The sequence below is a fragment of the Streptomyces sp. ICC4 genome, from assembly GCF_003287915.1.
GTDB lineage: Bacteria > Actinomycetota > Actinomycetes > Streptomycetales > Streptomycetaceae > Streptomyces > Streptomyces tritrimontium.
Genome location: NZ_CP030286.1, coordinates 4319615 through 4342151 on the forward strand (window position 1 = coordinate 4319615; position 22537 = coordinate 4342151).

The window sequence follows — 22537 nt, forward strand, 5'->3', positions numbered from 1 at the left end:
GGGGCGCGCGTCAGCGGGCGTTGAAGTACTTGGCTTCGGGGTGGTGGATGACGATCGCGTCGGTCGACTGCTCCGGGTGCAGCTGGAACTCCTCGGAGAGGTGGACGCCGATCCGCTCGGGCCGCAGGAGGTCGGCGATCTTGGCGCGGTCTTCGAGGTCGGGGCAGGCGCCGTAGCCGAGGGAGAAGCGGGCGCCGCGGTACTTCAGGTCGAACATCTCTTGGACCTGTGCCGGGTCCTCGCCGCCGAAGCCGAGCTCGGCGCGGACGCGGGCGTGCCAGTACTCGGCCATGGCCTCCGCGAGCTGGACGGACAGGCCGTGCAGCTCCATGTACTCGCGGTACGCGTTCCCGGCGAACAGGCGGGCGGTCTCCTCGCCGATCTTCGAGCCGACGGTGACCACCTGGAGGCCGATCACATCGGTCTCCCCCGACTCCTCGGGCCGGAAGAAGTCGGCCAGGCAGAGCCGGCGGCCGCGGCGCTGGCGCGGGAAGGTGAAACGGGTCCGCTCGGACCCCGTCTCGTCGAGGATCACCAGGTCGTCGCCCTTGGACACGCAGGGGAAGTACCCGTAGACCACGGCCGCTTCGAGCAGGTTGCCGGTGTGCAGGCGGTCCAGGAGCCCGCGCAGGCGGGGCCGCCCCTCGCCGGCCACCAGCTCCTCGTACGAGGGCCCGCCGCGGGCCTGCTTGAGGCCCCACTGGCCCTTGAACAGGGCGCCCTCGTCCAGCCAGGAGGCGTAGTCCTTCAGCGGGATGCCCTTGACCACGCGGGTGCCCCAGAACGGCGGGGCGGGGACCGGGTTGTCGATGCGGACGTCCGAGCGGACGGATCCCTCGTCCTCGGGGCGCTCCTCGACGATGACGGGCGCGTCCCGCTTGGCGACGCGGCGCTTCTTGAGCTCGGGAAGAGCGGCTCCGGGGACTCCGCGTTTGACTCCCATGAGGGCGTCCATGAGGCGCAGGCCTTCGAAGGCGTCGCGGGCGTAGCGGACTTCGCCTTCGTAGATTTCGTGGAGGTCTTGTTCGACGTAGGCGCGGGTCAGGGCGGCGCCGCCGAGGATGACGGGGTCTGGAGGACCTGGCCGTGGCCCGGGCCTGGCACGGCGACCTGCCCTCCTCGCGGTCGGCCCTGATCCGCGCGGTGACCGCCTACGAGGCCCTGGGCGCGCGGTGGGACGTCGCCCGGGCCGAAGCCCGGTTGCGGAGCCTGGGGGTCCGCCGGGGCAGCCGCGCGGCGCGGCGGCGCCCGGCGCGGGGCTGGGAGGCGCTGACTCCGTCGGAGCTGCGGGTGGCGCTGTTCGTCGCGGAGGGCCGGACGAATCCCGAGATCGCCTCCGCCCTCTTCCTGTCCAGCCGGACCGTGCAGACGCACGTCTCGCGCATCCTGGCGAAGCTGGAGGTCCGTTCACGGTCGGCGGTCGCCGCGATCGTAGCCGGGCAGGAGCTCGCGCAGGGCCCGCAGGGCGTAGTGGGTACGGGACTTGACCGTCCCGGCGGGCACCCCCAGCGCCTCGGCGGCCTCACAGACGCTGGCCCCGTGGAAGTAGATCTGGAGCAGGACGGCCCGGTGGTCGGAGCTGAGTGAGCGCAGGGCCTCGCGGACGTCGAGGACGGCGGCGGACCGCTCGGTGCGGTCCTCGTCGGCGGGCGAGTGCTCCAGCCCGTCGGGCCCGACCTCGGCGGGGCGCGCGAGCCGGGCCCGGCGGGCGTCGATGGCGACGCGCCGGGCCACGGTGTACAGCCAGGGCCGCGGGGAGGCGTGGGCGCCGCTCTCGAGCGCCTCGGGGTGCTTCCACGCGCGGAAGAGGGTCTCCTGGAGGAGGTCCTCGGCACGGTGCCGGTCGCCGAAGGTGAGGCCGAGGAGGAAGCCCTGGAGGGCCTTGCCGTGTTCCCTGTGCAGACGGGCGAGGGAGTGCGCGTCGGTGCGGCGGCGGGTCGTGGTGTCGGCGGTCGCGGGCACGGGCCACCCCTTCCGGGTCGGATGACCGGAGCGTGCCGCAGTCCGCGCGCGGAGTTATCCGCCGCCCGGCGTATCCCGCCCCGTCTTGCGCCGACCGGTCGTCCGGCGTCGCCGAACGGTCGCCCGCCCCACGCACCTTGACCCCCGCGCGGCGGCCGCGGACGCCGTCGGCCCCCCGGGCCGGAGCTCGGGGGGCCGACGGAACGAAGCGCGCGTCAGGAAGGGACTAGCTCCAGCTGGCGTGCAGCGGCTTGCCCTCGGCGTAGCCCGCCGCGGACTGGACGCCCACGACGGCGTTCTCCTCGAACTCCGCGAGGGAGCCCGCACCGGCGTAGGTGCAGGAGGAGCGGACACCGGCGATGATGGAGTCGATCAGGTCCTCGACGCCCGGACGGGTCGGGTCGAGGAACATCCGCGAGGTGGAGATGCCCTCCTCGAAGAGGCCCTTGCGGGCACGGTCGTACGCCGACTCCTCCGAGGTGCGGTTCTGCACCGCGCGCGCCGAGGCCATGCCGAAGGACTCCTTGTACAGGCGGCCGTCGGCCGACTGCTGCAGGTCGCCCGGGGACTCGTACGTACCGGCGAACCAGGAACCGATCATGACGTTCGACGCGCCGGCGGCCAGCGCCATGGCCACGTCGCGCGGGTGGCGGACGCCGCCGTCGGCCCACACGTGCTTGCCGTGCTTCTTCGCCTCGGCCGCGCACTCGAGCACGGCGGAGAACTGCGGGCGACCCACGCCGGTCATCATGCGGGTGGTGCACATCGCGCCGGGGCCCACACCGACCTTGATGATGTCGGCGCCGGCGTCGATGAGGTCCTTGACTCCCTCGGCGGCGACGATGTTGCCGGCGACGATCGGGACCTGCGGGTCCAGCGCGCGGACGGCCTTGATCGCGTTGATCATCGATTCCTGGTGGCCGTGGGCCGTGTCGATGACCAGCGTGTCGACGCCGGCGTCCAGCAGCTGCTTGGCCTTGGCGACGAAGTCGCCGTTGATGCCGACGGCGGCGGCGATGCGCAGCTTGCCGTTGGCGTCGGTGGCCGGGGTGTACAGGGTCGCGCGCAGGGCGCCCTTGCGGGTCAGGATGCCGACGAGCTTGCCGTCCTTGTCGACGGCGGGGGCCAGCTTGCGGTGGCCGGCGTCGAGCTTGTTGAAGGCCTCGCGCGGGTCGATGTCGGCGTCGATGAGCAGCAGCTCCTTCGACATGACCTCGGAGAGCTGGGTGAAGCGGTCCACGCCGGTGAGGTCGTGGTCGGTGACGACGCCGACCGGGCGGCCGTCGGCGTCGACGACGACGCCGGCGCCGTGCGCCCGCTTGGGCAGCAGGGACAGCGCGTCGGCGACGGTCTGGGTGGGCGCCAGCGTGATCGGGGTGTCGAGCACGAGGTGGCGGGTCTTCACCCAGGAGATGACGTCGGTGACGACATCGATCGGGATGTCCTGCGGGATGACGACGATGCCGCCCCGGCGGGCGATCGTCTCGGCCATCCGGCGGCCGGCGATGGCGGTCATGTTCGCCACGACCAGCGGAATGGTGGTGCCGGTGCCGTCGGGGGCCGAGAGGTCGACGCTCTGGCGGGAACCCACCGCGGAGCGGCTCGGCACCATGAACACATCGTCGTACGTAAGGTCGTACGGCGGCTTCAGGTCATTGAGAAAACGCACGTGCAGAACATCCCAGTCGAATCGGAGGAGCCCGTCCTACCCACGTCAGGGCAGCCGAGGAAACGCACGTACTTCATTGTCCCACGCCCTGGCGTTTACGTGGCCCGGGCCGATCGTCCAGGACACATGGGGCCGCATGGTCGTTTCCTACGGGACTTTAGACCCCTGGGCCACCGCGGCCGGGTGCGGCGCGGCCGGGTGCGGCGCGGCCGGCCGCCGGTGGACCGGTCCCGCGCTCCGGGCCAGCGGGAGGACCGGCCCGCCGCCGCGTCCGTACCGCTCGGCCGTGAACTCCGCGGCGATGGCCAGGGCCGTCTCCTCGGGGGTCCCGCCGCCGAGGTCCAGGCCGATCGGCGAGCGCAGCCGGTCCAGCAGGGCGGCCGGCAGCCCCTCGGCGCGCAGCCGCCCGGTCCGCTCCTCGTGCGTGCGCCTGGACCCCATGGCCCCCACGTACCCGACCGGCAGCCGCAGCGCGAGCGCCAGCAGGGGGATGTCGAACTTGGCGTCGTGGGTCAGTACGCACACCACCGTGCGGGGGTCGAGGCGGCCGGCCTCCCATTCCGCGGCGAGGTGCCGGTGCGGCCAGTCCACGACCACCTCGTCGGCATCGGGGAACCGGGCGGCGGTGACGAAGACGGGCCGTGCGTCGCACACCGTGACCCGGTAGCCCAGGAAGGCCCCGATCCGGGCGAGGGCGGCGGCGAAGTCGATGGCCCCGTAGACGAGCAGCCGGGGCGGCGCGGCCGCCGACTCCACGAGCAGGGTGAGCGGGGCCCCGCACCATCCGCCCGCGGCGCCGCCGAGCTCGGTGGTGCCGGTGCGCCCGGCGGCGAGCCAGACCCGCACCCGCTCGGCGGCCACCCGGTCCAGCTCGGCGCTGCCGCCGAGGCGGCCCTCGTACGAGCCGTCCGCGTGCACGGCCAGCGCCCGGCCGAGCTGTTCGGGCGGACCGCAGACCACCCGGCCGAGCGCGGAGCGGGCCCCGTCGCGGGCGGCGTCGAGCACCGCGCCGATGACGGGCCGCACGGGGTCGTGCCGGCGTACCGGAGTGATCAGGACTTCGAGTACTCCCCCGCAGGTCAGCCCGACCGCGAAGGCGTCGTCGTCGCTGTAGCCGAAGCGGTGGACGCCGCCTTCGCCGGAGTCGATCGCCTCCAGGCAGAGCTCGTGGACGGCGGACTCCACGCAGCCCCCCGAGAGGGAGCCGAGCGCGCTGCCCGCGGAGTCGACGGCCAGCGAGGCGCCCGGTCCGCGCGGCGCGCTGCCGCTGACGGCGACGACCGTGGCCAGCGCGAAGTCCCGGCCGGCGGCGCACCACGCGCGTAGCTCCGCGGCGATGTCGAGCATCAGCGGATGTACTCGCGGCGCGGGCTCTGCCCGGGGAGGAGCGGTCTCGACGGCAGCACCGGCCCGACGGCGGTGTGGGCGGCGACCGTACGGGGGACGGCCGGCCGGGAGGGGGCGGGGTACCGCTCCGGTTCCCGTCCGCGCGCGCCGAGCAGCATCGCGGCGTGGGCGACGCTGGCGAGGGTGGCGTGGTGGTGCCAGCCGCGGAAGGAGCGGCCTTCGAAATCGCGGATCCCGGCGGGTTCGCAGACCTCGGCGAAGTCGAGGTCCACCCGGTCGGTGAGCTTGGCGAGCAGGAACAGCTGCGCGAGCGGCCGGTCACCGATGTTGGTGATCCAGAACTCCGAGGGCAGCAGGGCCGCTTCGGTCCACGCCCCGACGAGCAGCAGCGGGGTGGGCGGCGCGGGGACGAGCCGGTCCTCGCCGGGGGTGGCGAAGATGGCGGCCGAGGTGAGCAGGGTGACCGCCCCCTCGGTGCGGCCGTGCCGGGTCCATTCGACGACGCGGCGCTGGGAGCGCAGGGAGTCGATGAGCTCACGGGCGGGCGCGGTGTGCGGGCCGGGCTTGTGGCGGCCGGCCCCGCCGAAGGAGACGGGCAGGGTGCCGTCCACTTTGAATACGAAGGGGATGTCCTGGAGCGCGAACGACTCGATGCACTGGGGCAGTTCTGCGTTGGACACCTCCATCACCACGGGCCTGCGCTGGAGTTGCCAGCCTGCGGCCATCCGCTGGACGGCGTGTACGGCGTCCTGGGCGGGGGTGAGCGAGCGTGCGGTGTCGGGGATGCCGGCCCTGCGGCGGCGCAGGAGCTCGGCCGTCCACGGACCGGGGAGGGTGAGGGTCCATTCGACGGGGAAGCCCGCGTCGCTGGACGCCAGCCAGATCCCGCTGGCCTGCTGACAGTTGGCGGTGCGGCCGAGCTGGGGGACGAACTGCCGGCCCACGCCGACCGAGCGGTCTCCGGCCTTCTCGATGACCATCGGCTGGACCACCCAGGCCAGCGGGCGCTGCGCGGTCCGTTCGAGGTGCTGGGCGAGGGACCGGCGGACGGGGGTCCAGTCCCAGGGGGACTTGCTGATGAACTGCTGGAGGCTCTGTTCGACGGAACTGGCCCCTGTTCCGGCGATGTTGCGGATTGTTTTCTTTCCGCTCGTCCGCACCAGGCCGTTCAGATATACGCGGGCCCAGTTTCGCTGGTCCCGCCGAGGTAAGGACTCGAAGAAGAGCGAGATCAGTACGTCGATCAATTCGGAGATTTCCTTCGTGGATTCCTCCGGCAGGACTACGCGAGCCATCTGGGCCTCCCCCGCGACCAGCTAGATCCAATACCCTACTTGACCGTGGAGAACGGCCGTAGGCCCCGGCGGCTACTTCCTGAGGTCGCTGGCAGTTTCGAGCCGCTCTTCCTCTACCACGAGGGGGATGGGGATCTGGTTCGCCGCATAGTAGATCGCGATCAGGAAGTGTGCGACAAGCGTGAGCGGTGCGGAGTAGAACGCCAGGGCGACGGTGCACGGGTAGGCAATGGCGCCCAGGCCGAAGCGGACCCTGGTGGCGCGGGCGCCGTCCTTGTCCACCTGTTCGTGGAAGAGGTGCCCGAGCCGGGTGACGTACCACCAGAAGGCCAGGAACGCCAAGGCGTAGGCCACGGTGACGAGACTGTAGAGGACGGCCGCCGCGTTGGCCGACCCGCCCTCCTCCATGAGGTGCTCGGCGAGCACGTTGGTCGTGTACGGGACCACCGACACCACCATCAGCACCAGGAGGTTCAGGAACAGCAAAGGACGGTCGACCCGTTTGATGTGACTGAAGATGGTGTGGTGGTTCACCCACATCACTCCGATGATGAGGAAACTCACCACATAGGCGGCGTAGTGCGGCCACTGTTCCCGCACTCCGTGCCAGAAGTCGGATCCCGTTTCTTCCGGAACTTTCAATTCCAGAACGAGGATGGTGATGATGACCGCGAATACACCGTCACTGAATGCCTCGACCCGACCGGTTTCGGTTTCCATGACCTCCCCTTCGCACTGCTTGCATATATCTACGCCTGGCGCACATACGGGGAGGGCGCACGTCCTTCTCCGCCCTCCCCGCACACGCTACCCAGATTTCGGCGGTCAGCTGCCAAAGCCGGCTGTCTGCCGCCAGATTCGGCCATCGCGGACCACAAGTGTCCCGAACGCGTGCTCCGGTTCACCGTTCAGGTTCATGATCGCCCGGTAGAAGATGGTGTCGTCGGTCTCGACGTACTCCTGGAGTTCCACCAGGGCGGGCTTCACGGTGAGGTAGCCGGTGAACGTCTCGCGCACCGCGTCGATGCCGACCGAGACCCCCTCGAAGCGCAACAGCACCGCGTCGTCGGTGTAGTTCTTCATCACCGCTTCGATGTCCAGGGCGGCGAGCGCCTCCATCTGACGGACGAAGACCGGGTGCAGCGTGGCGATGTCGTACTTGGGCATGTCGACTCCACTTCAACTCTTCGATGGGTGACTCTTCGGTGGGTGGCTCTTCTACGGGCGGCTCTTCTAGGGGTGGCTCTTCTACGGGCGGCCCTGCGGTTCGGGCGGTTCGGGCGGTTCGGGTACGGCGCAGGACGGGTCCGTCCCCGACAGCGGCAGCCGGACGGTCATCCGGGTCTCCCCCGGACGGGAGCGGGCGGTGATCGAACCGTGGTGACGCTGGGTCACGATCCGGTAGCTGAGGTGCAGCCCGAGGCCGGTCCCCTTCCCCACGTCCTTGGTCGTGTAGAAGGGTTCGAAGATCCTGGGCAGGGATTCCTCGGCTATGCCCGAGCCCGTGTCCGCGATCTCCACCTCCATGCAGACGCCTTCGACCCGGGCACGCAGGGTGAGCGTGCCGGCGCCTTCCATGGCGGCCGCCGAATTGTCGACCAGGTTGGTCCACACCTGGTTCAACTCGCTGGGATAGCCCGTCAGTTCGGGCAGGTCGGGGTCGTAAGCACGGACGATCGCGATTCCCGAGAGCTTGGCACGCAGGACGACCAGCGTGTTCTCCAGCCCGTCGGTCACCGCGAAGCGCTGCTCGGGGGCCCGGTCGAGATTGGCGTAATCCCGGGTGGCCGCAACCAGCTGGGAGATCCGGGGACCGGCCGCCCGCAGCTCCGCGGCGAGCGAGCGGATCTCCAGGAGCGCCGCGAGGTGGTCCAGGGCGGCGGGCAGGGCCGGCTCACCGATCCCCTCCAGGCGCTCCAGCAGCCAGCCCAGCTCCAGCCCGAGGTCGCTGATCCCCGAGCCGAGCAACCCGGGCCGCTCCGCGCCCGTCTCCTCGGCCCAGTCGGCGAGCTCCTCCTCGGCGTCGGCCTGGCCCAGCGGATCGGTGACCACGGGCGGGGCCACCTTGTCCAGCTCGTCGGCCAGCCGGTCGAAGACGGAGCGCTCGGTGCCCGAGGCGGCCGCGCCCCAGGCCTGGGCGGTCCGGGTCAGCTGGTCCAGGGCGGGCGCCAGTTCCTGCGCGGCCCGGGCGACGGCCGCCGCGGGATTGTTCAGCTCGTGCGCGAGGCCCGCGGCGAGGGTGCCCAGCGCCTCGACGGTGGCCCGTTTGCGGGCCTGGACCTCCGAGGACTTGATGCGCCAGGCCAGTACGGGGATCAGTACGGCGGCCACCCCGTGGCAGCGGGTCAGCATCTCGAAGAAGACCGGCTTCGCGTACGCCACCACGGTGGTGGCGGGCCCGCTCGCGGCGGCGGTGGCCACGTACGCCCCGTCGGTGAGCAGCGGCAGTTCGCCGGTGAACCGGTGCGCGGCCGAGGGCTTGCCGTCGTGGCCTTCGGCCTCCGCGCCCTCCTCCTCGGTGGAGTGCCGGGTCAGGACCTCCTCGCGGCCGTCGACGACCTTGGTCACCACGAGCCCGCCCGAGAGCAGGACGTGGAAGCCGGTCGCCTCCTCGCCGTCCCGGAAGAGGACCTCCCCGTCCGCGAGCACCCGGGGTTCGGAGACCGAGACCAGCCAGTCCAGCTGTTCGCCGGTGAGCCCCGCGAAGATCTCCAGTGCGCGCAGGGCCTCGCGCAGGTCCGCGCCCGGGCCGACGGCGGGACCGGCAGCGGGACCGGCGGCGGTGCTCATGACGGGCTCCCCTGCGCCCGGGTGCGGGCGGCCAGCCGCAGGGTGGCCAGGAGGGCCAGCACGCAGACCGCGGCGACGGCGGCCATGAAGCCGACCGAGGTCCGGTGCAGGCCGTGGATGTTGGTGAACAGCCCGGCGAGGACCGCCGGCACGCTCATCGCGAGGTACGCGAAGACGTAGACGGCGGCGGTCAGTTCGCCGCGGTGCGCGGGCTCGGCCAGCGCGCTGAGCGCACGGAAGGCGCCGAGGAAGGCGGCGCCCCAGCCGGCCCCGAGCACGGCGGTGGCCGCGAGGAACACGGGCGCCGAGCCGAGGCCGAGCGCGAGCAGCACCAGGGCGAGCCCGGCCAGCAGGCCGAGCAGCCCGAGGACGGCGGTGCGCAGCGCCTCGGTGCGGCCCAGCAGCAGCTGGGCGGCGGTGGCGGCGCCGGCGAGCAGGGCCACGGTGGCGCCGCCGGCCAGGTAGTTGGTGCTCTCCAGCAGGGAGAGGGCCAGGTGCGGGCCGAGGGAGAGGTAGAAGCCGCCGACCGACCAGACGGCGACGATGGTCAGGATCAGCACGGCGAACCGGCCGCGGGCGGCGGCGGGGACGCGGATCCGGTGCGGGATGATCTTGAAGCGGCCGCCGCCGCCCGGGTCCGGCCGGGCCGGGGCGCTCTCGCGCATCCGCACGACGCCGACCAGGGCGACGGCGAAGGCCCCGACGAGCAGCAGGTAGGTCAGTACGGTCGGCGCGGGCGCGTACTGGACCAGCAGTCCGGCGCCTATGCCGCCGAGCCCGATGCCGATGGTCGGTCCCGCGCTGTTGACCTGGGCGCCGAGCGCGGGCCGGGAGCGCGGTGCGAGTTCGAGCAGCGCGGCGCCCATGGCCCCGGTGGCCAGGCCCACGGCGAGACCCTGCACGGCGCGGGCGGCGAGCAGCAGGCCGAGCCCGTCGGCCCCGGCGAACAGGCCCATCGAGACGATCGCGAGGACCAGTCCGGCGCCGAGCACGGGCCGCCGGCCGAGGGTGTCGGACAGCGACCCGAACAGCAGGAGTCCGGCGAGCACGGTGACGGCGTACAGGGCGAAGACCACCGTGATCATGCCGGAGGACAGGCCCCACTCCTGCTGGTAGAGCACGTAGAGGGCGGAGGGGACGGAGGAGGAGAGCATCAGCAGGACGAGGACCGCGCCCACCACCCAGAAGCCCGTGCCTCTCGGTCCTCCGGGCGCGTCGACGGCTGGGCGCACGGTGACCCCCGTGGTGGTCGCGGTCGTCGGAAAGGGTTCCACTGCGTCAACTCCCCGTTGGTGGGCGGTCAGCCGAGGGACTGAGCTGCCCGCGCCAGCGCACGGGCGGTGAGCACCCCCGCGAGGTGGCCGAGGTACTCGGCCGAGGTGCCGCGCCCGGGGACGAACAGCTCCCGGGGCTCGGCGCGGAAGGCCTCGAGCACGGTCTCCGTCGTGTACGGGCCCCCGCGCAGCCGTTCTTCGACCCCGCGCAGCCGGGTCGCGCGGACGGTGGCCCCGGTGACCGCGATGCGCGGCCCGTCGGGGGTGATCCGTACGGCGGCGGCGCACACCGGGTAGCGGGTCGCCCGGTCGGCGGTCTTCTCGAAGGCGGCGGCCGGCCCGGCTCCGGGCACCAGGAGCGCGGTGATGACGGTGCCGGCCGGGACCCCGGAGGAGGCGAGCTCCTCGGCGGTCACGGCCCGGCGCCCGGGCCCGGCCAGTTCGGCCGTGGCGCCGGCGGCGATGGCGGCCACCGGCAGATCGGTGGCGCGGCCCCCGGCGGCGAGGTTGCCGCCCACCGTGCCGAGGTTGCGGACCTGCGGGTCCCCGTTGGCGCGGGCCGCGGCGGCGAGCTCCGGGGCGCGGGCCAGGACCAGCGGGTGCGCGGCCAGTTCGGCGAGGGTGGTCGCCGCTCCGATCCGGATCCCGTCGGCGGCCCGCCCGATGCCCCGCAGCTCCTCCAGCCGGCGGATGTCGACGACCAGGGCGGCCCGTTCCTCACCGGTGCGCAGGCCGGGCAGCAGGCTCTGGCCGCCGGCCAGCACGCGGGCGCCGGGACGGCCTGCCAGCAGGGTCAGGGCCTCGTCCAGGCCCACGGGCCGGACGTAGTCGAAATCGGCGAGGATCACTGGGATTCCCCTCTCAGGCGGCGCCAGACCTTCTCGGGGGTCACGGGCATGTCGATGTGCAGGACGCCCAGGTCGGAGAGGGCGTCGACGACGGCGTTGACGACGGCCGCGGCGGGCGGCACGGTGGCGATCTCGCCCGCGCCCTTGGCGCCGAGCGGGTTGTGCGGGGAGGGCGTGGTGGTCTTGCCGAGGGTGTAGAAGGGCGCGTCGGCGGCGCGCGGCAGGGCGTAGTGGTTCAGGTCGCGGCTGACGAGCAGGCCGTCCTCGTCGTATTCGGCGTGCTCCATCAGGGCCTGGCCGAGGCCGTGCAGGATGCTGCCCTCGATCTGGCCGAGGACGATCTTGGGGTTGCCGATGTTGCCGGCGTCGTCGACCGCGGTGTAGGCCACCACCTCGGTCTCACCGGTCAGTTCGTCGATCTCGACGACCGCCACGTGCGTCCCGAAGGGGTAGTTGAAGTCCGGCGGGTCGAAGTGGGTGGTCTCGTCGAGGGCCGGCTCGATCTCGGGGGGCAGCCCCCAGCCGTACCACATGGCCATCGCCAGCTCGGCGAAGGTCTTGGCGTTCTCCTCGTTGCCCTCTTCGTGGACCTTGCCGCCTTCGTAGACGACCTTGTCCTCGGGGACGCCGAGGAAGACGGCTCCGGCCTTGACCAGCTTGGCCTTGATCTTGCGGGCGGTCAGCGCGATGGCCGGCGCGGCCATGCTGTAGGAGCGCGAGCCGTAAGTGCCCTGGCCGTACGGGGCCTTCTGCGTATCCCCCTCGTACACCTGGACCTGTGCCGGGTCGATGCCGAGCTCGTCGGCGGCGACCTGCGCGAAGACGGTGCCGTGGCTCTGCCCGGTGGAGGCGGAGCCGACGGTGACGGTGACCTCGCCGGTCGGGTGGACGCGGATGTTGGCGCTCTCCCACGTGCCGCCGAGCATGCCCTCCTTGGACATCCGGGTGGAGGGGCCGACCCCGCAGATCGCGACGTAGGAGGCGATGCCGACGCCGAGCCGCTTGCCGCGGGCGCGGGCCTCGGCCTTGCGGGCGGGCATCTCGACGTACTGCGACAGCTCCATGGCCCGGTCGAAGTTGAGCTGGTAGTCGCCGGAGTCGTAGGTCCAGCCCAGGCCGTTGTCGTAGGGGAACTTCTCCTTCGGCACCAGGTTCTTGCGGCGGACGGCCGCCGGGTCCATGCCGATCTCGCCGGCGTACCGGTCGACGAGCCGCTCCATCAGGAAGGCGGCCTCGGCGCGCCCGCTGCCCCGCTGCGCGCCGAGCGAGACGGTGTTGGTGAAGGCGGCGTAGACCTCGCAGAAGGCGGCGTCGATGTCGTACATGCCGCTGATGGAGCGGCCCATCAGGGCGGTGGCGACGCCGGGGCCGATGGTGGAGGGGTAGGCCCCGAGGTTCGCGTAGCTCGTGGCGCGCACGGCGGTGATGCGGCCGTCGCGGGTGCCGGCGAGGACCACGTGCTGGCGGTGGTCGCGGCCCTGGACCGTGGAGTTCATCAGCCCGGTGCGGGTGTCGACCCATTTCACGGGCCGGCCGAGCGCCTTGGAGAGCAGCAGCACCAGCGGCATGTCGGGGTAGAGGTAGCCCTTGGTGCCGAAGCTGCCGCCGACGGTCGGGGCGACGACGCGGAGCTTGTTGAACGGGATGCCGAGAACCAGGGCGGAGAGCAGGAAGCGGTGGTTGTGCGGGCCCTGGGTGGAGGCGTAGAGCGTGTACTCGCCGGTGGCGGCGTTGTAGTCGCCGACCGCCCCGCGGGGTTCGATGGGGCTGTTGATCGTGCGCTGGTTGACCAGGTCGAGCTCGACGGTGACCTCGGCCTCGGCGATGGCCGCGTCGGTGCGGTCCTTGTCGCCGCAGGTCCAGTACGCGTTCAGGTTGCCCGGGACGGCCTCGTGCAGCTGGGGCGCGCCTTCGGCGAGGGCCGCGTCGGCGCGGGTCACGACGGGCAGCGGCTCGTACTCGACGGCGATGGCGGCGAGCGCGGCGGCGGCCTGGCGCGGGGTCTCGGCGACGACCACCGCGATGGGGTCGCCGACGTGGCGCACGGTGTCGCCGGTCAGCACCGGGCGGGCGCCGGGAAGTCCGTAGGGGTGGGGCGGGAAGTGGCTCTCGACCCCGCCGGGTATCCAGATGCAGGGGAGCGGCATGACGTCGGTGAAGTCGGCGGCGGTGGCCACCTTCAGGACGCCGGGCAGCTGTTCGGCCGCCTTGGTCTCGATGGAGAGGATCTTCGCGTGCGCGACCGGGCTGCCGAGGATCGCCATGTGGGCGGTGCCCGGCAGGTCGATGTCGGCCACGTACACGGCCTCGCCGCGCAGCAGCTGCGGATCCTCGCGGCTGTCGAGCGGCTGCCCGAGCAGGCCGCTGCCCTGGAGCGGCGGGTCCTGGGGCGGCGGGTCGACGGTCGTCGTGGCGGCGGTCGTCGTGGCGGCGGCCGGCGTGGCGGCGGCCGGCGCTTCCTGGAGGGGAGTCTCCCCCGTCACTGCGGTCATCCCCTTCATCCCTCCTGTCCGGACACGGCGGCGTCGGCGTGCTCGGCGGAGGCCTCGCCGCGGGCGGCGGAGCAGGCGCGCTGCACTCCCCGTACGACGCTGTGGTAGCCGGTGCAGCGGCACAGGTTGCCGGTGAGCCACTCGCGGATCTCGGGCTCGGTGGGCGCTTCGCGTTCGGCCGTGTTGTCGACGAGCTCGCCCAGCGCCATGACCATGCCGGGGGTGCAGAAGCCGCACTGGGTGCCGTGCTCCTGGCGCAGGGCCTCCTGGAGACCGGTGAGTTCGCCGCCGGGTGTGGTGACGCCCTCGATGGTGGCCACCTCGGAGCCGGCGGCCGCGACGGTGAGGATCAGGCAGCTCTTGACGGACCGGCCGTCGAGCCGGACGACGCAGCTGCCGCACTGGCCGGTGTCGCAGCCGACCTTGGTCCCGGTCAGCGCGAGGCCGTCGCGGAGCCGTTCCACGAGCAGTTCGTTCGGCTGGGCCGAGAACCGCTCCGGTCTTCCGTTCACATTCAGTGTGAGGTCCATGCCAGCGCCTGCGCTTCCGTGAGCGGCCGGTTGAAGAGGGGCCCGCCGGGCTGTTGGAGAATTCCTCCGGAATGCAGCGGGCCGGTGTCGACGGGGGCGAATCCGAGATCCGCGATGATTCCCGCGACGATGTCTTTCGCTTTCCCGTCGTCACCCGCCGTGAAATGGGCCAGACGCGGGCCGTCGGAAGTCCCGGCCACGGCGAGTGTTTCAAAATGCATGGTGTTCAGGGATTTCACCAGCCGTGCGCCGGGATACCACTCGGCGACGAGTTCGCTGGAGCCGCGCCCTTCCGAATTCCGCGGGGCGCCGCCCGGCGGGGCGAACGCGTTGGTGGCGTCGACGAGTACGGTGCCCCGCAGCGCGTCCGGCTCCAGCAGCCCCTCGACGCTGTCGAAGGGCACCATCAGCACCAGCACGTCGGCCCGGTCCGCGGCCTCGGCGGGGTGCGCCGCCGAGGCCGCGGGGCCCAGTTCGGCCAGCAGGGGTGCGAGGCTGCGCGGTCCCCGGGCGTTGGCGAGCACGACCTGGTGGCCCGCCGCCACGAGGATCCTTGCCAGGGTCGAGCCGATCCGGCCGGTGCCGATGATGCCGATCCGCATGAGGGCTCCTCAGGTGGTTGCCGGGTCCGTCCGTTCCGGGTCAGTCCATTCCGATCCAGACCGACTTGGTCTGGGTGTAGCTCTCCAGGGACTCGGGGCCGCACTCGCGCCCGTACCCGGAGGCCTTGTAGCCGCCGTAGGGCACGGCGGGGTCGTACTGGTTGTAGCAATTGACCCAGACCGTGCCGGCCTTGATCTGCGAGGCGACCCGGTGGGCGCGGCGCAGGTCCTTGGTGTGGACGCCGGCGGCGAGGCCGTACGCGCTGTCGTTGGCGATGCGCACGGCGTCCTCCTCGGTGTCGAAGGGGATGATCGACAGGACCGGCCCGAAGATCTCCTCCTGGGCGATCCGCATGCCGTTGTCGACGCCGGTGAAGATGGTCGGCAGGAAGTAGAGCCCCTCGTGCGAGGCCCCTTGGGGGGTCCAGCCGGTGCCGCCGGTGCGCAGGACGGCGCCTTCCTTCTCGCCGACCTCGATGTACGAGCTGACCTTGTCGAACTGGCCCTGGTGCGCGAGCGGTCCGAAGAGGGTGGCCGGGTCGCGGGGGTCGCCGGGCTTGAGGGCCGCGGCCCGGGTGACGAGCCGTTCGACCATCTCGTCGTGGATCGGGCGCTGGAGCAGCAGGCGGGAGCCCGCGGTGCAGATCTCGCCCTTGTTGTAGTAGATGCCGAAGAAGGCCAGCTCCTCGGCGGCGTCGAGGTCCGCGTCGGCGAAGACGATGTTGGCGGACTTGCCGCCGAGCTCCATCGTCACCTTCTTCAGGGTGCCGGCCGCCTTGCGGATGATCGACTGGCCCACCGAGGTGGAGCCCGTGAAGGCGATCTTGTCGATGCCGGGGTGGCCGGTGAGGGTCTCCCCCAGTTCCACGCCCGGACCGGTGATGACGTTCAGCACCCCGTCGGGGATCTCCGCCTCCTGGAACAGCTCGGCGATCTTCAGGGCGGTGAGCGGGGTGGCCGGCGAGGGCTTGTGGACGACCGTGTTCCCGGCGGCGAGGGCCGGGGCGATCTTCGTCATCGACAGCAGCAGCGGGAAGTTGAAGGGGGTGATGGCGCACACCACGCCCAGCGGTTCGCGCAGGGTGTAGGCGAGCTGTCCGCCGGCGGGGGCCCTGGAGGAGCCGTCCACCCGGGTCACGGCGCCGGCGTAGTAGTGCATGAGCTGGGCGGCCATGGGGGCGTCGACCGTGGAGGAGAAGGCGAACGGCTTGCCCATGTCCACCGTCTCGAGCAGGGCGATCTCCTCGAGGTCGCGCTCGATGAGCTCACCGACCCGGTTCAGCCGCAGCGCGCGCTCCTGGGCGGACAGTCTGCTCCACGGACCTTCCTCGTACGCCGTGCGGGCGGCGGCCACGGCCGCGTCCGCGTCGGCGGCGGCGGCCTGGGCCACCGGCACGATCTCCTGGCCGTCCACGGGGCTGATGTCCGGTTCGGTACGGCCGTCCCGGGCCGGGACCCAGGTGCCGCCGATGAACAGCTTTCCGGGGTTGGCCAAGGGCTGGTCGCTGAGCTCGCGCTTGGTCATGGCTGTGGCTGCCTTCCGGTGTCGGATGCGAGGAGCGGGGCTTCGTCAGTCCCGCGCGAGCTGGGCCAGGAACGTCTGCGCGAGGGCCTTGGAGGAGTACGGGTTCTGGCCGGTGGTGAGCCTGCGGTCCACCACGACGTGCGAGTCCCAGATGGCCTCGGCCTTCTCGTAGCGCGCGCCGAGCCGGGTGAGTTCGGCCTCCAGGATCAGCGGGAGGCGGCCGGCCATGTTGGTGACCAGCTCCTCGCTGTGCGAGAAGGCGGTCATGCGGTAGCCCTCGAAGGGCCAGCGGCCCTCGCCGTCGCGCAGGGCGAGCAGTGCGGTGTGGCCGTGGCAGACGGTGGCGAGCGGCTTGTCCTGGGCGATGGCCCAGCGCAGGATCTGCGCGAGCTCGTCGGACTTGGGCAGGTCGCCGATGGCGCCGTGGCCGCCGCTGATGTAGATGCCGTCGTAGCCGGCGATGTCCTTCTCGCCCAGGGACTCCAGCGCGATCGGACTTCTGAGTTGCGGGCTCTCGCCGATGACGCGGACGTACTCGGCGGCGTTGGCCGCGTCCTCGTCCGCCGAGCCCTGGGGCCGGACCCACTGGAGGAACTGGGGGTCGACGCTGGTCTGGTCGACCGTGGGGACCAGTCCCCCGATCGTCGCCACGTCCACGCTGTGGCCCGCGTTCTTGAAGAGCGCATAGGGGACGGCGAATTCCTCGGCCCAGAAACCCGAGGGGTGCTGTTCCCCGTCCAGCAGATGAAGCGTGGCCTTGGCCGTCATGACGACGAGAATCTTCATGACTCTTCTCCTTGTTCATGATGCGCCGGATTCGCTGCCGATTCAACACGCCCCCGCCTAGGGGCGTAAGGGCCTGACGTCAGGCCCGCGATACTTCGTCACGTGCGTCCAACGCCGAGATGATGGTGCGGAATTCACTGACCAGGGGATGGTCGGGATGCGCTTCCGCGAATATGCGCTCCCCGTAGAGGGCGGCCATTTCCGGTACGTAGGGAAGGATTCCGGCCAGCGGGGTGCGGTAGACCTCCTCGGCCCGCCGCCGGGCGGCTTCCCGGTCGACGCCCTCGGGGGCCATGCTCATCACCAGGGTCCGGCGGCAGGTGAGCCGGCCGGTCAGGGCGATGGTCTCGGCGGCGCCGAGCAGGTCGATCCGGTCGGCCCTGGCCATGATGAGGAGCACGTCGGCGCTGGCCATGGCGGTGACCGACTCGTTGTTGAGCCCGGCATGGGTGTCGAGGAGCAGGACGTCGAGGTCGTGGTGGCAGGACAGCCGGTCGAAGCCCTCGGGCAGCAGCCCCACGTCGTAGCCGGTGGTCATGAGCTCGCGCAGGGCCGCCGTCCCGGTCCGGGCCGGTACGACGTACAGCCCGGGCAGGGCGACCTCCTGGGCGGCGGCCTCGATCTCGCACCGTCCGAGCAGGTAGTCGGCCAGCGAGGGGCCGGGGCCCAGCCGGAAGAGCTGGTCCAGGGTGGGCGACTGGATGTCCGTGTCGATCACCCCGACCCGGCGCCCCCCGGCGGCGATGAGCAGGGCCAGGTTCGCCAGCACCGAGGACTTCCCGGTCCCGCCGCGGTACGAGTGCACCACGATGGTCCGGGTCATCTCAGGCCACGACCTTGTGGCCCGCACTGCCGTCGTGCGGCCCCCGCGCCGCGCGTGGCCGGTGCAGGGCCAGCATGGTGACGTCGTCGTGCTGTTCCGCTGTTCCGGTGTGTTCGCGTACGGCGGTGTCCATCCGGTCGACCATCTCCCTGCCGCTGACCGGCGGGCCGGAAAGCAGCTGCAGCATCCGCTCGTCCCCGAGGAAGGTCCCGCTGGGGCAGCGGGCCTCGGGCACTCCGTCGGTGAACACGAAGAGGGTGTCGCCCGGGTTCAGCTGGGCGTAGCCGAGCGTGTACACACAGTCCGGGAGCACCCCGACGGCCGGGCCGGTGACGTCCAGGGCGAGCGGCTCCGCGCCGTCGGCGGCCAGCAGCAGCGGCGGGTTGTGTCCGCCGTTGATGTAGACCAGCGAGCCGGTGAGCGGGTCGAGCACCCCGAAGAAGAGCGTGGCGAAGTAGCCCTGGCGCAGGTGGTTGCGGGTCAGGTAGCCGTTGGTGGCGGTGACCGCGTTGAGCAGCGGGGTGGCGCCGACGACCGGGATCCGCCGGCTGTTGCCGGTGCGGCCGGCGGCCACCAGGTGCTGGAGGCCGCTGTTCTCGGCGGTGTGCCGCAGCAGGGAGCGGATGAGCGCCATGAAGAGGGCGGCGCCGACCCCCTTGTCGCAGACGTCGGCGACCACGAAGGCCAGCCGCCGGCCCCGGGAGAGCTCGAAGACGTCGTAGAAGTCCCCGGCGACCTGCCGCGCGGGCCGGAAGCACACGTCGATCTCCCAGCCGTCGGGGACCGGCAGGGATTCCGGCAGGAAGCCGGCCTGGATCTCCCGGCCGATCTCCAGCTCCTTCTCGTACCCCATGAGTTCGGCGCGGGCGTCGGCTTCGCGCAGGGTGCGGCCGAGTCCGGCGCGCTCCGAGCAGCTGTGCAGCCGGGCCCCGACGAGCGAGGGCAGGAAGGGCGGTACGAGGTAGTCGTGGCCGATCCGGACGTGCTCCTCCAGCGCGGCGAACGCCGTCACGGTCCAGACGACCACGATGGGGGCGCCGGCCCAGCGGCGCAGCCTGCGCACGGCCGTCCGGACGGACTCCCCGTCGGCCTCGGCCGGGGCGAGCAGCACGTCCGCCTCGGGCAGGTCCTCCAGCGGGCCGGACAGCAGGTCGGCGAGGGTGCGGGGCACGAGTTCCGCGTCCATCTCCCCCAGCGCGTCGAGCAGTTCGATGGGCGGCGGCGGGTATTGGTCGAGGATGATCACGGTCGTGGAGGGCATGGGTCAGTCCCCTCAGCCATCACGGTCAGCGTGCTGATGTTGCGGCCGTCCCTGCGTACGTAGCCGAACTCGTCCACGCTGGTCAGTGCCAGGTGAATGCCGAGGCCGCCGATCCGGCGCCGCTCGGGGGCACTCTCCCGGTCGGGCGGCAGCCTCCCCCGGACGGGGTCGAAGGCCGGCGCCCGGTCCTCTATGGCGATCTGCACCCGGCCCGGGCCGGAGCGGCCCCTGACGGTGATCCGTCCGTCGCCGCCCCGGTACCCGTGCACCACGATGTTCGTGGCCAGCTCGTCCACGGCCAGCCGGATCCGGTAGGCGGAGCCCTTGTCGAGGCCCGCTCCCCCGGCCAGCCGCAGGACGAGCGCGGCGATGTCGCCCAGCGCCCCCAGGGTGGCGGGCACTTCCAGTTCCGCGGCGGTCACCGCCGACTTGACCAGGTCAGCCATCGGACTCAGTCGGTGAGCACGATGCTGCGGTCCAGCCCGGCCGTCCGGATGGTCCGGGCGACGGGCTCGATGGCGCCGACCACCTTGATGGTGACGTGGTCCCCCACCTTCTGCTGGGCGAAGACCAGGGAGCGCAGTCCGGCACTGGCCATGTAGCCGACGCCGGCCATCCTGATCTCGACGGTGCTGGTTCCGTGCCCTGCGGCCTTCTCGATGGTCCGGTGGAAGTCCGGCGCGGTCTTGGCGTCCAGTTCGCCCTCCAGCTCGATCACGGTGGTGTCGCCCTCGATGCTCAGGGACACGGAAAGCGGCATGTCAGGTCTCCTTCGGAGGTACGGCGTACGGCGTACGGGTTCGCGCGGGCCGGAGCGCGCGCTAGAGCTCGGCGTCCGGCGTGCGGCCGACCAGGATCACGACCGAGCGCGGGCCGATCAGGTACTTGCCGGCGTTCTCCAGTTCGAGCTCGGCGCCGGGGGTGCGGATGTCGTACGGGGCGCTCGCCCCGGTGTCCGCGAAGAGGTGCCAGACGCGGCCTCCCGGCAGCGCGGGCAGTTCCAGGTCGTGCGGTTCCCAGTGGGAGTTCATGGCCACGTACACCACGTCGTCGTCACCGGTGCCGCAGCGGGCCACCGCCAGCAGCCTGCTCTCCGGCGACCAGTCGGGCTGCCAGGCCCGCTCCCCGTGCCAGCTGATGTCGGGCAGCCCGAGGCTGTCCCTGAGCTGTCCCGTGGGGTGGGAGGTGGAGCGCAGTTCGCGGTGGTGCTTGCGGAAGGCGATCATCTCCCGGGTGAACCGCAGGAGTTCGGAGTTCTCGTCGACCTGGTCCCAGTCGAACCAGGACAGTTCGTTGTCCTGGCAGTACGTGTTGTTGTTGCCCTGCTGGCTGCGCGCCACCTCGTCGCCCGACAGGAGCATCGGGATGCCCTGGCTGGTGAAGAGGATGGCCAGGGCGTTCTTCATCTGGCGCAGCCGCAGCGCGTTGACCTCGGGATCGTCGGTCGGGCCCTCGGCGCCGCAGTTCCAGCTGGCGTTGTCGTTGCCGCCGTCGTTGTTGCCCTCGCCGTTGGCCTCGTTGTGCTTGTCGTTGTAGGAGACCAGGTCGGCGAGGCTGAAACCGTCGTGCGCGGTCAGGAAGTTGACCGACGCGGAGGTGCCGCGGCTGGAGTACAGGTCGGGCGAGCCGGCGATCCGGGTGGCGAGCTCCCCGGTGACCCCGGGGTCGCCCTTGAGGAAGCTTCGCACGGTGTCGCGGTACTTGCCGTTCCACTCCGCCCAGCGGCCGTACGCCGGGAAGTTGCCGACCTCGTAGAGGCCGCCGGCGTCCCAGGCCTCGGCGATGAGCTTGGTGTGCCGCAGGACGGGGTCGTAGGCGAGCAGTTCCAGCAGCGGCGGGTTGGGCAGCGGGGTGCCGTCGGCGGAGCGGCCGAGGATGGCCGCCAGGTCGAAGCGGAAACCGTCGATGTGGTAGTCGGCGACCCAGTGGCGCAGGCAGTCGAGCACGTAGTTGCGCACCACGGGGTGGTTGCAGTTGACGGTGTTGCCGGTGCCGCTGAAGTTGAAGTAGTACCCCTCGGGCGTGAGCATGTAGTACGTGGCGTTGTCGAGCCCCTTGAAGGAGATCGTCGGGCCGTGCTCGTTGCCCTCGGCGGTGTGGTTGAAGACGACGTCGAGGATGACCTCGATGCCGGCGGCGTGCAGTTCCTTGATCAGGGTGCGGAACTCGTCGCCCTGCATGCCGTAGCGTCCCGTGGCCGCGTAGCCGGCCTTGGGGGCGAAGAAGGAGACGGTGTTGTAGCCCCAGTAGTCGAAGAGCTGCTCGCCCGTCTCCGGGTTGGTGCGCGGGTTGTCGCTCTCGTCGAACTCGAACACCGGGAGCAGCTCGATGCAGTTGACCCCGAGCTCCTTCAGGTACGGGATCTTCTCGCGCAGCCCCGCGAAGGTGCCGGGGGCGGTGACCCCCGAGGAGGGGTGCCGGGTGAAGCCGCGCACGTGGGTCTCGTACACGACGAGGTCCTCGGCGGGGACGCCCAGCGGGGTGTCGTCGCCCCAGTCGAAGTCCTGGAGGCAGACGCGGGAGCGGTACTGGTAGCCGCGGCTGCGGTCCGGCTCCACGCCCCACACGTCGCGGCCGGCGATCAGCCGGGCGTACGGGTCGGAGAGCACCTGGCGGGCGTCGAAGCGGTGGCCGGTGACGGGGTCGTAGGGGCCGTCGGCCCGGTACCCGTACTCGATGTTCTCGTGGACGAGGCCGAAGACCGTCATGGCGAAGACGCTGCCGGTGCGGAATTCCTTGGGGAACTCCAGTTCGGCCATCGGTTCGGGCTCGCCGCGCTTGTAGAGGACCAGGGTCATGGAGGTGGCCTGGTCGGAGAAGACGGAGAAGCTGACCCCGCCGGGGACCACGTTGGCCCCGAAGGGGAACGGCTTGCCGGCCCGGACCCGGTACCCGCCCACCTCGTGGGTCGGGTACGCGTCGACGCGCAGCACCTGTTCGGACACCGGCTCGCTCATCGCGCGGCCCGTGCCCGGGCGGCCGCCTTGACGGTGGCCGCCTCGGCCTCGCCGGTGGAGAAGAAGTCGAGGAAGCCGGTGGCCGACATGACGAACCGGACTTCCTCGCTCACCCCGTAGAGGGTGACGGCGACCCCGGCGTGCTGGGCCTCGCGGTAGACGACGAGCAGGGTGCGCAGCCCGGCGCTGGAGACGTAGGTGACGGCCGTCAGGTCGATGCGCAGCGGCTTGCCCTCGCGGACCAGCGGCAGCAGCGTCTGGAGCAGCGATCCGGAGGTCTCGCTGTTGATCTCGCCGGTTGCGACGAGCACGGTGCCCGTCTTGTTGCGTCGTTCCTTCACGTTCAGGGTCATTGCTTTCCCCTCTGAGTGGGGCG

At 71.7% G+C, this 22537-nt stretch carries 20 protein-coding genes and 2 pseudogenes; 1 reads left to right on the forward strand and 21 read right to left on the reverse strand.

Translation table 11 applies throughout. The annotated features are described in order from the left end of the window. Positions 1-10: 10 nt before the first annotated feature. Positions 11-1069 (reverse strand): annotated as a pseudogene (locus DRB89_RS20025) (vitamin B12 dependent-methionine synthase activation domain-containing protein); the annotation flags it as partial. 221 nt (positions 1070-1290) lie between these two features. Here DRB89_RS20025 and DRB89_RS45995 point away from each other — a divergent pair. After that, positions 1291-1368 (forward strand): annotated as a pseudogene (locus DRB89_RS45995) (LuxR C-terminal-related transcriptional regulator); the annotation flags it as partial. Between the two features lie 39 nt (positions 1369-1407). Here the strand turns inward: DRB89_RS45995 and DRB89_RS20035 are convergent. The 20 genes from DRB89_RS20035 to DRB89_RS20130 form a co-directional block, all read right to left on the reverse strand. Then, positions 1408-1962 (reverse strand): sigma-70 family RNA polymerase sigma factor, encoded by a 555-nt coding sequence (locus DRB89_RS20035; protein WP_112463364.1) that lies wholly within the window; start codon positions 1960-1962, stop codon positions 1408-1410. Between the two features lie 226 nt (positions 1963-2188). Then, positions 2189-3631: a GuaB1 family IMP dehydrogenase-related protein gene (locus tag DRB89_RS20040; RefSeq protein ID WP_204357708.1), complete on the reverse strand. Its 1443-nt coding sequence runs from the start codon at positions 3629-3631 to the stop codon at positions 2189-2191. A gap of 147 nt (positions 3632-3778) precedes the next feature. After that, on the reverse strand, positions 3779-4978 hold the full coding sequence (locus DRB89_RS20045; RefSeq protein ID WP_112448582.1) for an XdhC/CoxI family protein: 1200 nt from the start codon (positions 4976-4978) through the stop codon (positions 3779-3781). Further along, positions 4978-6273 carry a transposase gene (locus DRB89_RS20050; protein WP_112448581.1) on the reverse strand — a complete coding sequence of 432 codons (1296 nt, stop codon included), beginning with the start codon at positions 6271-6273 and terminating at the stop codon, positions 4978-4980. The genes DRB89_RS20045 and DRB89_RS20050 overlap by 1 nt, the downstream gene beginning before the upstream one ends. Positions 6274-6345: 72 nt before the next feature. Further along, complete coding sequence (locus DRB89_RS20055; protein ID WP_112448580.1) at positions 6346-6993, reverse strand: TMEM175 family protein; 648 nt, start codon at positions 6991-6993, stop codon at positions 6346-6348. 105 nt (positions 6994-7098) lie between these two features. Then, complete coding sequence (locus DRB89_RS20060) at positions 7099-7440, reverse strand: nuclear transport factor 2 family protein (RefSeq protein ID WP_112448579.1); 342 nt, start codon at positions 7438-7440, stop codon at positions 7099-7101. A gap of 81 nt (positions 7441-7521) precedes the next feature. Further along, entirely contained in the window at positions 7522-9063 is a 1542-nt protein-coding gene (locus DRB89_RS20065) for an ATP-binding protein (RefSeq protein ID WP_112463365.1), read from the reverse strand. Then, entirely contained in the window at positions 9060-10337 is a 1278-nt protein-coding gene (locus tag DRB89_RS20070; protein WP_112448577.1) for an MFS transporter, read from the reverse strand. Before DRB89_RS20070 ends, DRB89_RS20065 begins: the two co-directional genes overlap by 4 nt. 26 nt (positions 10338-10363) lie before the next feature. Then, a complete protein-coding gene (locus tag DRB89_RS20075) occupies positions 10364-11185 on the reverse strand; it encodes an FAD binding domain-containing protein (protein ID WP_162688660.1) in 822 nt (273 codons plus the stop codon). Then, entirely contained in the window at positions 11182-13677 is a 2496-nt protein-coding gene (locus DRB89_RS20080; protein WP_239516243.1) for a xanthine dehydrogenase family protein molybdopterin-binding subunit, read from the reverse strand. The genes DRB89_RS20075 and DRB89_RS20080 overlap by 4 nt, the downstream gene beginning before the upstream one ends. Positions 13678-13682: 5 nt before the next feature. Continuing rightward, positions 13683-14207, reverse strand: coding sequence for a (2Fe-2S)-binding protein (locus DRB89_RS20085; protein ID WP_112448575.1), 525 nt, complete (start codon positions 14205-14207; stop codon positions 13683-13685). Beyond that, positions 14192-14809: an NAD(P)-binding domain-containing protein gene (locus DRB89_RS20090; protein WP_112448574.1), complete on the reverse strand. Its 618-nt coding sequence runs from the start codon at positions 14807-14809 to the stop codon at positions 14192-14194. Before DRB89_RS20090 ends, DRB89_RS20085 begins: the two co-directional genes overlap by 16 nt. Positions 14810-14849: 40 nt before the next feature. Further along, entirely contained in the window at positions 14850-16334 is a 1485-nt protein-coding gene (locus tag DRB89_RS20095; RefSeq protein ID WP_112448573.1) for an aldehyde dehydrogenase family protein, read from the reverse strand. Between the two features lie 45 nt (positions 16335-16379). Further along, the gene (locus DRB89_RS20100; RefSeq protein WP_112448572.1) at positions 16380-17120 is read right to left on the reverse strand and encodes a type 1 glutamine amidotransferase domain-containing protein; all 741 of its coding nucleotides are present in this window, start codon (positions 17118-17120) and stop codon (positions 16380-16382) included. A 79-nt stretch (positions 17121-17199) separates the two neighbouring features. Beyond that, positions 17200-17943, reverse strand: coding sequence for a MinD/ParA family protein (locus DRB89_RS20105; RefSeq protein WP_112448571.1), 744 nt, complete (start codon positions 17941-17943; stop codon positions 17200-17202). Position 17944: 1 nt separating this feature from the next. Next, positions 17945-19204 (reverse strand): PP2C family protein-serine/threonine phosphatase, encoded by a 1260-nt coding sequence (locus tag DRB89_RS20110; RefSeq protein ID WP_112448570.1) that lies wholly within the window; start codon positions 19202-19204, stop codon positions 17945-17947. Further along, the gene (locus tag DRB89_RS20115; protein WP_239516244.1) at positions 19186-19650 is read right to left on the reverse strand and encodes an anti-sigma regulatory factor; all 465 of its coding nucleotides are present in this window, start codon (positions 19648-19650) and stop codon (positions 19186-19188) included. Before DRB89_RS20115 ends, DRB89_RS20110 begins: the two co-directional genes overlap by 19 nt. Positions 19651-19655: 5 nt before the next feature. Next, positions 19656-19964, reverse strand: coding sequence for an STAS domain-containing protein (locus DRB89_RS20120; protein WP_112448569.1), 309 nt, complete (start codon positions 19962-19964; stop codon positions 19656-19658). Positions 19965-20025: 61 nt separating this feature from the next. After that, positions 20026-22161, reverse strand: a complete 2136-nt coding sequence (gene glgX / locus DRB89_RS20125; RefSeq protein ID WP_239516245.1) for a glycogen debranching protein GlgX — start codon at positions 22159-22161, stop codon at positions 20026-20028. Beyond that, on the reverse strand, positions 22158-22514 hold the full coding sequence (locus DRB89_RS20130; protein WP_112448568.1) for an STAS domain-containing protein: 357 nt from the start codon (positions 22512-22514) through the stop codon (positions 22158-22160). The genes glgX and DRB89_RS20130 overlap by 4 nt, the downstream gene beginning before the upstream one ends. Positions 22515-22537 lie beyond the last annotated feature (23 nt).

Bases quoted from the DNA above. Each gene is read 5' to 3' on its own strand.
- DRB89_RS20045 (WP_112448582.1), bottom strand. From the start codon at position 4,978: ATGCTCGACATCGCCGCGGAGCTACGCGCGTGGTGCGCCGCCGGCCGG.
- DRB89_RS20050 (WP_112448581.1), bottom strand. From the start codon at position 6,273: ATGGCTCGCGTAGTCCTGCCGGAGGAATCCACGAAGGAAATCTCCGAA.
- DRB89_RS20055 (WP_112448580.1), bottom strand. From the start codon at position 6,993: ATGGAAACCGAAACCGGTCGGGTCGAGGCATTCAGTGACGGTGTATTC.
- DRB89_RS20060 (WP_112448579.1), bottom strand. From the start codon at position 7,440: ATGCCCAAGTACGACATCGCCACGCTGCACCCGGTCTTCGTCCGTCAG.
- DRB89_RS20065 (WP_112463365.1), bottom strand. From the start codon at position 9,063: ATGAGCACCGCCGCCGGTCCCGCTGCCGGTCCCGCCGTCGGCCCGGGC.
- DRB89_RS20080 (WP_239516243.1), bottom strand. From the start codon at position 13,677: ATGACCGCAGTGACGGGGGAGACTCCCCTCCAGGAAGCGCCGGCCGCC.
- DRB89_RS20085 (WP_112448575.1), bottom strand. From the start codon at position 14,207: ATGGACCTCACACTGAATGTGAACGGAAGACCGGAGCGGTTCTCGGCC.
- DRB89_RS20090 (WP_112448574.1), bottom strand. From the start codon at position 14,809: ATGCGGATCGGCATCATCGGCACCGGCCGGATCGGCTCGACCCTGGCA.
- DRB89_RS20095 (WP_112448573.1), bottom strand. From the start codon at position 16,334: ATGACCAAGCGCGAGCTCAGCGACCAGCCCTTGGCCAACCCCGGAAAG.
- DRB89_RS20100 (WP_112448572.1), bottom strand. From the start codon at position 17,120: ATGAAGATTCTCGTCGTCATGACGGCCAAGGCCACGCTTCATCTGCTG.
- DRB89_RS20105 (WP_112448571.1), bottom strand. From the start codon at position 17,943: ATGACCCGGACCATCGTGGTGCACTCGTACCGCGGCGGGACCGGGAAG.
- DRB89_RS20110 (WP_112448570.1), bottom strand. From the start codon at position 19,204: ATGCCCTCCACGACCGTGATCATCCTCGACCAATACCCGCCGCCGCCC.
- DRB89_RS20115 (WP_239516244.1), bottom strand. From the start codon at position 19,650: ATGGCTGACCTGGTCAAGTCGGCGGTGACCGCCGCGGAACTGGAAGTG.
- DRB89_RS20120 (WP_112448569.1), bottom strand. From the start codon at position 19,964: ATGCCGCTTTCCGTGTCCCTGAGCATCGAGGGCGACACCACCGTGATC.
- glgX (WP_239516245.1), bottom strand. From the start codon at position 22,161: ATGAGCGAGCCGGTGTCCGAACAGGTGCTGCGCGTCGACGCGTACCCG.
- DRB89_RS20130 (WP_112448568.1), bottom strand. From the start codon at position 22,514: ATGACCCTGAACGTGAAGGAACGACGCAACAAGACGGGCACCGTGCTC.